Raw genomic sequence first — 11,807 nt, forward strand, 5'->3', positions numbered from 1 at the left:
CTAGACAGTGATCACCTTGATCCCCGCGTCGCGGAGCCGACCGGCCGCCTCCCCCGAGATCGCCGAATCCGTCACCACGACATCGATACGATCCAGCCCACAGATCCGCGCAAACGCCCGCTTCCCCATCTTGGAAGAATCAGTCACAACGATCACCCGGTGCGCCCGCTCCGCGAACAGCCGGCTCACGCTCGCCTCATCCTCCTGATGCGCCATGATCCCCAGGTCAGGATCCACCCCGTCGACGCCGAGTATGACGACGTCCAGCACGACCTCGTGGAGTACGCCCGTGGTCAGCGGCCCGACCAGCTCGTACGTCTGCGGCCGAGCCACCCCACCCGTAACCACGATCTTGATCTGCGGCCGCACCGCCAACTCACCCGCGATGTTCAGCGCATTGGTGACCACGGTCAAAACGGGCCCGGCAGCGAAACCAGCACCAGCAGCCCCGCCCGCACCCGAATCACGCCGACCACCACCACCGCCACCGGCCCGCAACGCCAGCGCCCGCGCCACCTCAGTCGTCGTCGTGCCCCCGTTGAGACCCACCACATCCCCGTCGGCGACCAGTTCGGCCACCGCCGCCGCGATCCGCTGCTTCTCGGACGCGTGGCGCGAGGACTTGTACCGCAGGGGCAGCTCGTACGACACCCCGTGCGCGATCGCGCCGCCCCTGGTCCGCACGAGCATCTGCTGCTCCGCGAGTTCGTCGAGATCCCGCCGGATCGTCGCGGCGGAGACCTCCAAGGTACTGGCGGCCTCCTCGACCTCCAGCCTCCCCTCGGCGGCCAGCAGCTCCAGCAACGCACTCCACCGCTCATGCTTCGACATGCGGTCGTACTCCTTCACAACATGGACTGCGAGTTCAGCATCGTGGATACTTCCCCACACGGCGGGTCAGCGCTCGAAACTGCTTGGAACGCCAGGTTTCCAAGCAAGTTCAAGCAAGAAATCCACATCATATGGGGGTACGTCCAATGTCCACCGCAGCTTCCTCCACGTCCCACACCTCCCGCACCTCGGCCGAGATCGCCACTCAACCTGCCACATGGGCCCAGGCGGCCAAGTCGCTCCCACTCCACACGGACGCCCTGCCGCGCCGCGGCGAGCGCGTCGCCGTGATCGGCTGCGGCACCTCCTGGTTCATGGCCCAGGCGTACGCCGTACTGCGCGAGAGCGGCGGCCACGGCGAGACCGACGCCTTCGCCGCCTCGGAGTTCCCGTACCGCGACGGCTATGACCGCGTCGTCGCGATCACCCGTTCCGGCACCACCACGGAGGTCCTGGAGGTACTCCGCCGCGTGAAGGGAAGCGTCCCCACCGGCGCGATCACAGCCGACCCCCAAACGCCGGTGATGGACGCCGCGGACGCCATCGCCGTACTGGACTTCGCCGACGAGGAGTCGGTGGTGCAGACACGCTTCGCCACGACCGTCCTCGCCCTGCTGCGCGCCCACCTGGAGGCGGAGGACGCGCTTCCGGCCGGCGTACGCCCGCTCTCGGAGGCGATCAAGGACGCCGAGCGCGCCGTCACCGTGCCACTGGCCGCCGAAGTGCTCGGCGCCGAGCAGTTCACCTTCCTCGGCACCGGCTGGACGTACGGTCTCGCACTGGAGGCGGGGCTCAAGATGCGCGAGGCGGCGGGCGCCTGGACCGAGGCGTACCCCGCCATGGAGTACCGGCACGGGCCGATCAGCATCACCGGCCCCGGCCGCGTGGCCTGGATCTTCGGCACGCTGCCGGACGGCCTGGCGGAGGACATCCGGAGCGTCGGCGGCACGATGACCGCCGAATCGGAAAGCAGCGCCGAAGGCGGCCTGGACCCGCTGGCCGACCTGATCCGCGCTCAGCGCCTGGCGGTCGCGCTCGCCGAGTCCCGCGGCTACGACCCGGACAAGCCCCGCAACCTCACCCGGTCCGTGGTCCTGGAGAACAGCCCGGCGTAACACCGTCGCTCCCTCCCAGCGGGTACGCCGTACGGTCGCGCCAGCCGTCACCGTCCCGGACGATCAGGTGGACCGCCCCTACCCGGGCGGTCACCGGCAGGGCGGGCGCGCACTCCGCCTCCAGGGCGTCGTACGCGCGCTGCCAGGTCTCCGGGCCCTCATGGTTGGCGATCGTCAGGTGGGGGTCGAGCCCCTCGCCGAACAGGCCCCGGTACGGCACCGCTTCGGGCCAGCGCCCGGTCAGTTCCTTGGTGAGCGCCCGCACAGGATCGGCCGGCTGAGGATCGAGGAACAGAACACCGGGGTACCGCCCGAACTCGGCGAACGTCAGCTCGAAGGCGTCGTACGACCCGAACAGGTCCAGCAGTTCACCATGCACCCGCCCGTCTATCCGGCTCTCGTGCAAGAACGGGTAGAGCACGGTGACATGAGCGGGAAAGCCGGCCTTCACCAGCGGATCGGCCTCGGGAACCTTGATGGTCAGAGCCGTGTCCCCGGCAACATCCGCCCACCCCACTGCCCCGCCCCCGCTCTCCCGGTGCGAACCATGAGCACCATGACCACCAAGAGAACCAAGAGAACCACGTCACCGGCGCGACCGCCGTCGGTCGCCCCGGTGACGCGTCTCACGAAACGGGATGTCCGCCCAGCCGGTCAGACGCCGATGGGGAAGCGGTCCCACACCCGGTGCCGCCCCAGAAGCTGCGTGATCTGCTCCAGCGTGCCGGTGCCGCTGTCGCCGCACACCACACCCGGCGCGCCGACGGGAACGCCCGCGGATTCAAGGACCCGTTCGGCCCCCGCCCAGCCGCCGATGACCTTGCCGTGCCGGAACGCCTCCAGCAGCATCAGCTGCACGCGCGGATCGGTCGCCGCGCCGGCCGGCGCCACCGCCTCGGCGGCCTTGGCGTCCCGTACGCCGTAGGCGTCACTGCCGATCCCGGGCACTCCCACCACCAGAAGGGCGTCGTACTCGACGGACCGGGCCGTGACGTAGGTGCGCTGGACCGCGACCGGGTCGCCGCCGCCCTCCAGCTTGCCGCCCGCCGGGGCGATCACCAGCGGGACCATCCCGGCGTCCAGCACCGCCTGCCGCACCGACCGCACTCCGTCCAGGTCGCCGTCGGCGTCGGCGATGATCCCGATGATGCGTCCGTCCAGCGGCCAGGTCTGCCCGAGCTGGGACAGGGCCGGGCTCGGCTCGGGGCTCGCCAGCGTCACAGTGGCGGCCGGCGCGGGCAGACCGAGTCCCATCGCCACCTGCTCACACAGCTCCGGGTCGATGTTGGCGAGCACCTTCAGCCCGCGCTCCTTGATGGCCGGCTCGTAACACTTGCCCAGCTCGAAGGTGTACGCCGCGATGATGTGCTCGCGTTCGACGGGCGTCATGCTGAGCCAGAACAGCCGGGGCTGGCTGAAGTGGTCCGCGAAGGACGCGGGCGCCTCGCGGACCTTCTTCGCCGCCGGCACTTCCCGGGGCACCTCGATGTACGCCCCGGTGTCCGCGCCCGCCTGGAACGGACAGCCGCCGTCGAGCGAATTGGGCCGGTAGGGGGCGGCGCCGGTGTGTACGGCCGTCTGGTGCATGCCGTCGCGCAGCATGTCGTTGACCGGCGCGTGGGTGCGATTGACGGGGATCTGGGCGAAGTTCGGCCCGCCGAGACGGGTGATCTGCGTATCCAGATACGAGAAGAGCCGGCCGCTGAGCAGCGGGTCGTCGGTGATGTCGATGCCGGGCACGAGATGCCCGGGATGGAAGGCGACCTGCTCGGTCTCGGCGAAGAAATTCGACGGGTTGGCGTTGAGCGTCAGCAGCCCGATCGGCTGTACGGGCGCCAGCTCCTCCGGGACGATGTTCGTCGGGTCGAGCAGGTCGATGCCCTCGAACACCTGCTCCGGGGTGTCGGGAAAGGTCTGGATGCCCAGCTCCCACTGCGGATGGGCGCCGGCCTCGATCGCGTCGGCGAGGTCCCGGCGGTGGAAGTCGGGATCCATGCCGTTGATGAGCTGCGCCTCCTCCCACACGAGCGAATGCACACCGAGCTTGGGCTTCCAGTGGAACTTCACCAGCGTCGTCGCGCCTTCGGCGTTGACCAGCCGGAAGGTGTGGACGCCGAAGCCCTCCATCATGCGGAAGGAACGCGGGATTCCGCGGTCCGACATGTTCCACAGGGTGTGGTGGGTCGCCTCGGTGTGCAGGGTGACGAAGTCCCAGAACGTGTCGTGCGCGCTCTGCGCCTGCGGAATCTCCCGGTCCGGATGGGGCTTCCCGGCATGGATGATGTCGGGGAACTTGATCGCGTCCTGAATGAAGAAGACGGGAATGTTGTTGGCGACGAGGTCGAACGTTCCCTCGTCCGTATAGAACTTCGTCGCGAAACCACGCGTGTCCCGCACGGTGTCCGAAGAACCGCGCGACCCGAGGACGGTCGAGAACCGCGTGAACACCGGCGTCTCGACGCCCTTCCCGAGGAAGCCCGCCTTGGTGACCTGCGCGGCGGTCCCGTACCCCTGGAAGACACCGTGCGCAGCGGCGCCCCGCGCGTGCACGACCCGCTCCGGAATGCGCTCGTGATCGAAATGGGTGATCTTCTCGCGCAGGTGATGGTCCTGCAGCAGCACAGGCCCTCGGTTGCCGGCCTTGAGGGAGTGATCGGTGTCGTACAGGCGCGCGCCCTGAGCCGTGGTCAGGTACGCGTCACCCTGCGCCATGTCGGCTTGAGCGGCCCCGGTGGGCCTGCCCGTGGGGCTGACCGTCTCCGGGCCGCTCTGGTCGGGCTTGGGCGGCAGCGGAGCCCGCAGGTCGGTCGGCTCGTCGACCGGCGGCGCCTCGGCACCGGGCCGGCCGGGAATACCGTCTTCGGGACCACCACCACCCCGCAGCACCTCGGCGGCCTTCGCCGCTGCCGATTTCAGCGGATTCTTCTCGCTCATCTGGTCTCCAACCGTGTGGGGGCAACGTCACAGCTATGACCCGGACCGCAGAAGAGGAAACGGCACCCCTCCCCCGCGACGGCCCGCACCCACACCCGTGACGGCGCCCGCCCGAGTACCCACCCCCCAATCCCCGAACCAGCCGAATTCATGGGGACGGCCCCGCACCCGTCGAGTGCCCGGACGACGAGATCCCGGCTCTGTTCCTCCGCGACGACGACAACCACCAGCGGGACACGCTGGAAGGCTTCCTGCAGACCCCGCCCGGGGCGTCCCAGCCGTGCGGCTCGCCATGCCCCGGGCATGAAAAAACCCCAGGTCACGGCGAGTGAGTCCTGGGGTTAATCCGAGCCGCCTTCGGGATTCGAACCCGAGACCTACGCATTACGAGTGCGTTGCTCTGGCCAACTGAGCTAAGGCGGCGCCGCTGCCGACACCATGGTGCGATCAGCAGCGGGCACAAGTCTACACAGTTTCGAGGGGTGCTCCGCCCAGCCCTGTCTGGAGCACATCCACGCAGGTCAGCGGCAGGTCAGGAGCACTTCTTGCCGTCCTTCGGGGCTGTGCCCTCCAGGAGGTAGGTGTTGATCGCCGTGTCGACGCAGTCGCTGCCGCGCCCGTACGCCGTGTGGCCGTCGCCGTCGTACGTCAGGAGCGTGCCGGAGTCGAGCTGGCCGGCCAGGGACTGAGCCCACTTGTACGGGGTCGCCGGGTCGCGGGTGGTGCCGACCACGACGATCGGCGCGGCGCCCTTCGCCTCGATGCGGTGTGGGGTGCCGGTGGCCTTCGCCGGCCAGTAGCCGCAGGTCAGGGAGGCCCAGGCGAGGCCCTCACCGAAGACCGGGGACGCCTTTTCGAAGGCGGGAAGCTCGTTGCGGACCTCGTCGGGGCCGGTGAAGGCCGGGGGGAGGTCCAGGCAGTTCACGGCGGCGTTGGCGTACATGAGGTTCGTGTAGCTGCCGTCCGCGGAGCGCTCGTAGTACGTGTCGGCCAGCGCGAGCAGCTCCGCTCCGTCCCCGCCCGTCGCACGGGTGAGAGCGGAGCGCAGCTGCGGCCAGGCGGACTCGTCGTACATCGCCGCGATCACGCCCGTGGTCGCCAGGGACTCGCCGAGCGGGCGACTCTGGCCGGTCGGGACGGGCTTCGCGTCGAGCTCGTCGAAGAAGCCCTTCAGGCGCTCGCCCGCCTCGTTCGGCGTACCGGTGCCGAGCGGGCAGTCCTCGCGCTTGACGCAGTCCGCGGCGAACGCCTGGAAGGCGGTCTCGAAGCCGGCCGTCTGGTCGCGGTTCATCTCCCGGGCGGCGAGGGACGGGTCCATCGCGCCGTCGAGTACGAGACGGCCGGCGCGGGCGGGGAAGAGTTCGGCGTACGTCGCACCCAGGAAGGTCCCGTACGACGCCCCGACGAAGTTCAGCTTCCCGTCGCCCAGCACCGCGCGCAGGATGTCCATGTCGCGGGCCGCCTCGACGGTGGAGACGTGCGGCAGGATCGCGTCCGAGCGCTTCTCGCAGCCGGCCGCGAAGCCCTTGAACGACGTGACCAGCTTGCCGGTCTCCCCCTGGTCGTCCGGGGTCTGATCCACCTGTGTGTACGCGTCCATCTCCTTGCCCGTCAGGCACTCGACGGGCTCGCTGCGGGCCACGCCGCGGGGGTCGACGGCCACCATGTCGTACCGCGCGCGGACCGGCGCCGGATAGCCGACCGCCGCGTACGCCTGGAGGTAGCCGATCGCGGCGCCGCCGGGGCCGCCCGGATTGACCAGGAGGGAGCCGATGCGCTTGCCGGGGCCGGTGGCCTTCTTCCGTGAGACGGCCAGCTTGATGTCGGCCTTTTCCGGCTTCCGGTAGTCGAGCGGGGCCTTCATCGTGGCGCACTGGAAGCCGGGGGCACCGCAGTCGCGCCAGCTCAGCTTCTGCGCGTAGTACGTCGCGAGGGCGGCCGGGGCGGCCCTCTGCGGCGCTGACGCCGAGGCACTGGGTGACGAACCTCCCGACGAGCAGCCGGAGATGAGCAGCCCGGCAGTCGCGAGCGCGGTGGCGGAGATCCGGATCAGGTGCCTGGTGTCCATGCTCGGAGCGTAGTGCGGCCATCGCGGATCGTGCGGAGATCGGCTCGTACGAGTGATCCGGTCAACCGGGGCGGGAAGCACGACGGGAGGTGGCGCGGCGGTGGCGCGGCGGTGACGCGGCCGCCGGATCAGTGGCTCAGCCGGCGCGCAGCGCCACCGTCATCGCCTCCACCGCGAGCAGCGGCGCGACATTGCGGTCCAGCGCCTGCCGGCAGGCGATGATCGCCTCTATCCGGCGCAGGGTGCGCTCCGGGGTCGAGCTCTGCGCGATGCGGTCGAGGGAGTCCCTTACGTCCTCGTTGGCGAGGGCGACCCGCGAGCCGAGCTGGAGCGCGAGTACGTCGCGGTAGAACCCGGTCAGGTCGGTCAGCGCGAGGTCGAGGCTGTCCCGCTGCGTACGGGTGGAGCGGCGCTTCTGGCGGTCGGCCAGCTCCTTCATCGCGCCGGCCGTGCCGCGCGGCATCCGGCCGCCGGACGCCGCGCCGAGCGCCGCCTTCAGGTCGTCCGTCTCCTTGACGTCGACCTCCTCGGCGACCTGCTTGGCGTCCTCGCCCGCCGCGTCGACCAGCTCCTGCGCCGCCTTGAGGCAGCCCCCGATGTCGGCGACGCGCAGCGGGAGTTTCAGCACGACGGCGCGGCGCGCCCGCGCCCGCTCGTCGGTGGCGAGCCGGCGGGCCCGCCCGATGTGCCCCTGAGTGGCGCGCGCGGCGGTCGCGGCGGTCGCGGGGTCGATCCCGTCACGCCGTACGAGCACGTCGGCGACGGCCTCGACGGACGGCGTGCTGAGCGTGAGGTGGCGGCAGCGGGACCGGATGGTCGGGAGGACGTCCTCCAGCGACGGTGCGCACAGGAGCCAGACCGTACGGGGAGCGGGCTCTTCGATGGCCTTGAGCAGTACGTTGCCCGCGCCCTCGGTGAGCCGGTCGGCGTCCTCCAGGACGATGACCTGCCACCGGCCGCTCGCCGGGGACAGCTGGGCCCGCCGGACGAGCTCGCGGGTGTCCTTCACGCCGATGGAGAGCTGGTCGGTACGGACGATCTCCACATCGGCGTGCGTGCCGACCAGGGCCGTATGACACCCGTCACAGAACCCGCAGCCCGGAGACCCGCCGAGCGCCCGGTCGGGGCTGACGCACTGCAACGCGGCGGCGAACGCGCGGGCGGCGGTGGAGCGCCCGGAGCCCGGCGGGCCGGTGAAGAGCCAGGCGTGCGTCATCTTCGACGCGGCGGGGGCGAGGGTCGCCCCGGACCGGTCGGCGACGGCGGTCACGAGCGCGTCGGCGTCCTTGGCGGCGGCGGCCAGCTGCGCCTGAACCCGCCCCTGCCCGACCAGGTCGTCCCATACGGCCATGGTGTTACCGCCTTCGCCGTGCGCTCACGTTCTTGCGTTCTTGAATCCCGACGCCCCTATTGTGGTCGACCCCACTGACATCGCCCGCCCACCTGGCCAACTCAAGCCGTCCGGCGCTTGCGGACCGGGGTCCGGGGGCCGGGGCGGAGCCCCGGCTTCGGGAAGGCACGCCTACCGGCGCCCGCCCCGCCCCCTCTGCCCACCGTCGTCCTCGTCATCGTCGGCGTCCCGCCCGCCCAGCAGCTCGTCCGCCAGCGACGGCAGATCGTCGAGCGGCGTCTCCTCCGCCCAGTCGGAGCGCCGACGCGACGCACGCGCGTTCTGGCCGGCAGTCGGGTGCGCGGCCTCCGGATCCAGCCACGGCAGCTCGCGCGTACGTTCATTGCTGTCTTCGCCGTCGCGGCGGTCCTCAGACGCTTCGTCACGGAAGAACCCCGGCGGCACCCGGTCCGAAGGCTCGTCCCGCACCTGGGGCAGCACCGCCGTCTCGTCCGCGGGCCGCACGTCACGCACCGGCGGCAGGACGGCAGTCTCGTCGGCCGCCGGCCCCGCACCCCGTGCGTCCCGCCCATCCCGTACATCCCGCACCGGCCGCAGCACGGCCGTATCGTCCGCAGCACGCGCGGCCGGCGGGTCTTCCTTGCGCATGTCGACACGCGGCGTCTCCACCGTCTGCGTCACCTCGTCCGGGCGCACGACCGGCGTAGGCACAGTCAGCTCGGCGTCGGACGGTTCCGGCTCCGCCGCGACCGGGGCCGAATCCATCGACGCGGCCGACGCCGCCGACGACACCGCCGCCGCTGCGGCAGCAGCCTCAGCCGACTCCGCGAGCCGTCGCGCCTCCTCCGCCCGCAGCAGCGCCTCTTCCGCCCTGCGCTGCTTCTCCCGGCGGCGTTCCTCCGCCTCGGCCCGCAGCCGGGCCTCCTCCGCGGCCTGCCTGCGCAGCCGTTCCTGCTCGGCCTCCCGCGCCTTCTCCTCCGCCTCGCGGCGCAGCCGCTCCTCCTCGGCCAGCCGGCGTGCCTCCTCGGCCCGCCGACGCGCCTCCTCCGCCTGCCGTTCGACCTCGCGCTGCCGCGCCTCTTCGATCTCGCGGCGCTTGCGCTCCTCCTCCTCGGCGCGGAGCCTGGCGAGCTGTTCCTGCCGCTCGCGCTCCAGCCGCTCCTCCTCAGCCTTGCGCGCGGCCTCCTCCTCGGCGAGCCGCCGCGCCTCTTCCTCGGCGGCCTTCCGCGCGTCCTCCTGTGCCTTCACCTCGGCGTCGGAGAGGGGCAGCATCCGGTCCAGCCGGTGGCGTACGACCGTGGTGACCGATTCCGGGTCCTGACCGGCGTCCACCACCAGGTAGCGCCCCGGATCGGCGGCGGCCAGCGTCAGGAAACCGTGCCGCACGCGCGCGTGGAACTCCGGCGGCTCGGACTCCAGCCGGTCCGGCGCCTCGGTGAAGCGTTCGCGCGCGGTTTCCGGCGAGACGTCGAGCAGCACCGTCAGATGCGGTACGAGTCCGTCCGTAGCCCAGCGCGAGATACGGGCGATCTCGGTCGGCGACAGATCGCGCCCCGCGCCCTGGTACGCCACCGACGAGTCGACGTACCGGTCAGTGATCACGACAGCGCCGCGCTCCAGCGCCGGACGTACGACGGAATCGACGTGCTCCGCCCGGTCGGCGGCGTACAACAGCGCCTCAGCCCGGTTCGACAGACCCGCGCTCGACACGTCCAGCAGGATCGAGCGCAGCCGCTTGCCGATGGGCGTGGCGCCGGGCTCGCGCGTGACGACGACCTCGTGGCCCTTGTTGCGGATCCACTCGGCGAGCGCCTCGACCTGGGTGGACTTGCCCGCCCCGTCGCCGCCCTCCATGGCGATGAAGAAGCCCGTCGCGGCGGGCGCCTGGTCGGGCTCGCCGCCCCGCAGCGCCTCGCGCAGATCGCGCCGCAGCGGCACGCCCTGGCGGTCGTCCGCCTTCGCGAGTACGAGCGCGGCCACCGGCAGCAGCAGCGCCCCGACGAGCATCAGGGTGAAGGCCGCGCCGCCGTGGGCGAAGACGAAGCTGCCGCTGGCGAGGCGGTGCGGGCCGATCGCGGCGGCGAGAACCGGGGCCACGACCGCGCCGAGGGCCATGTAGACCCGTACGACGGCGTGCAGGTGCTCGGTCGTACGTGCCCGCCGGAAGTCCTCGGTCTCCTGGTCGAGCAGCGTGTGCCCGGTGTTCGCGGCGACTCCGGCGGAGAAACCGGCCAGCAGCGTGATCATCAGAACAGTCGCCGTGTCCGGCACCACGCCCATGGCCAGCAGCGCGATGCCGGTGACGGCGATCGCGAGCGACAGCAGGCGGCGCCGCGACAGCGTGGGCAGCACCTTCTGCGCGCTGCGGATCCCGATGACGCTGCCGCCGGTCAGGGCGAGGAAGAGCAGGGCGAAGGTGACGGGACCGCCGCCGAGGTCCTTCGCGTGCAGTACGGCGACGGCCGCCGCGGCGGCGACCGCTCCGGCGACCGCGGCGCAGGCCAGGACGATGAGCCGGATCGCGCCCGTGCGTCCCTTGTCCACGCCCGTGCCGGTCTTGGGCCGGCGCAGGCCCTCCAGCGGCGAACGCGCGCGGGGCGTCTGAGCGTCGGGCAGTTCGAGGAAGAACAGCGTCGATACGGATGCGGCGAAGAGCCCCGCGGCGACGTACGACCCGAGGGCCGCCTGGTGCTGCGAGAACCAGTCGATGCCGGTGCCGAGCAGATTCCCGACCAGCGTCGCGGCCAGCAGCACGGCGGCGGCCGCGGGCAGGGCGACGAAGCTCGTACGCAGCGACAGCCGGCGCAGCGCGTCCAGGTGGTCGGGCAGCGGCCGTACCGTCGCGCCCTCCGGGGGCGGGGCGGGCAGCAGCGCGGGGGCGGCGCCCTCCTTGGCGACCGTCCAGAAGCGCTCGGCCACGCCGGCGACGAAAGCGGTGATCATGAGTACGGCCTGCGCCGTGTCAGGCGTCCAGTCGATCCACAGCGGTGCGACGACGAGGAGGCCGAGCCGCAGCCCGTCCGCGCCGATCATCGTCCAGCGGCGGTCGAGCGGCCCCGACGGCCCGGTCAGCGTGGAGACCGGGCCCAGGAGCAGGGCTCCGAAGATGAAGGTGGCAAGGATCCGAGCCCCGAACACCGTGGCGACCGCGAAGGCCGCACCGCGATAACCACCGCCGAACGACCCTTCCGAGATCGCCACCTGAAGCGACAGCAACAGCAGCACGAGAAGGGCGAGGGCGTCGCCGGTATTGCCGACGAGCTGCGCGCTCCACAACCGCCTGAGCGGGGGAATGCGCAGCAGGGCTCGTACGGCTCGCTCGCGTGAGTCTGCGGCTAGTGCGTCGGAGGTAGGGCTCACGACCGTTGGCTGCTCGGCTCGCGTCATCCGCCCAGCCTATCCGGACGCCGCTGCTCCCCGGAGGCCGCGCCCGAACAAACGTCTGCTCCGAGCCCCATCCGGCCCTCGCACCCGAACACGGAAACAGCCCCCGGCGCCGAAAGGGCAC

Annotated in this window: 7 protein-coding genes and 1 tRNA gene; 1 reads left to right on the top strand and 7 read right to left on the bottom strand. The window is 71.5% G+C overall.

All coding sequences use genetic code 11. The features are described 5' to 3' along the window. Positions 1-831 carry a DeoR/GlpR family DNA-binding transcription regulator gene (locus tag ABZX79_RS07600; protein WP_355253174.1) on the bottom strand — a complete coding sequence of 277 codons (831 nt, stop codon included), beginning with the start codon at positions 829-831 and terminating at the stop codon, positions 1-3. Between the two features lie 146 nt (positions 832-977). Here ABZX79_RS07600 and ABZX79_RS07605 point away from each other — a divergent pair, with 146 nt between their 5' ends. Next, positions 978-1,946 (top strand): sugar isomerase, encoded by a 969-nt coding sequence (locus tag ABZX79_RS07605; RefSeq protein ID WP_355253177.1) that lies wholly within the window; start codon positions 978-980, stop codon positions 1,944-1,946. Here ABZX79_RS07605 and ABZX79_RS07610 read toward each other — a convergent pair. From ABZX79_RS07610 to tmk, 6 genes are all read right to left on the bottom strand, one after another. Then, positions 1,909-2,463 carry a 2'-5' RNA ligase family protein gene (locus tag ABZX79_RS07610; RefSeq protein ID WP_355253180.1) on the bottom strand — a complete coding sequence of 185 codons (555 nt, stop codon included), beginning with the start codon at positions 2,461-2,463 and terminating at the stop codon, positions 1,909-1,911. The two genes, ABZX79_RS07605 and ABZX79_RS07610, sit on opposite strands and share 38 nt — an antisense overlap. Positions 2,464-2,600: 137 nt before the next feature. After that, positions 2,601-4,880: a catalase gene (locus ABZX79_RS07615; RefSeq protein WP_355253183.1), complete on the bottom strand. Its 2,280-nt coding sequence runs from the start codon at positions 4,878-4,880 to the stop codon at positions 2,601-2,603. A 349-nt stretch (positions 4,881-5,229) separates the two neighbouring features. Further along, positions 5,230-5,303: transfer RNA gene (locus ABZX79_RS07620), tRNA-Thr, on the bottom strand. A 109-nt stretch (positions 5,304-5,412) separates the two neighbouring features. Further along, positions 5,413-6,948, bottom strand: coding sequence for an alpha/beta hydrolase (locus tag ABZX79_RS07625; RefSeq protein ID WP_355253186.1), 1,536 nt, complete (start codon positions 6,946-6,948; stop codon positions 5,413-5,415). Between the two features lie 136 nt (positions 6,949-7,084). After that, positions 7,085-8,299 carry a DNA polymerase III subunit delta' gene (locus tag ABZX79_RS07630; RefSeq protein WP_355253189.1) on the bottom strand — a complete coding sequence of 405 codons (1,215 nt, stop codon included), beginning with the start codon at positions 8,297-8,299 and terminating at the stop codon, positions 7,085-7,087. 171 nt (positions 8,300-8,470) lie between these two features. Then, complete coding sequence (gene tmk, locus ABZX79_RS07635) at positions 8,471-11,686, bottom strand: dTMP kinase (protein ID WP_355253192.1); 3,216 nt, start codon at positions 11,684-11,686, stop codon at positions 8,471-8,473. Positions 11,687-11,807: the final 121 nt, after the last annotated feature.

Origin of the sequence: Streptomyces sp. NPDC002994 (assembly GCF_040611155.1) — a bacterium.
Classification (GTDB): Bacteria; Actinomycetota; Actinomycetes; order Streptomycetales; family Streptomycetaceae; genus Streptomyces.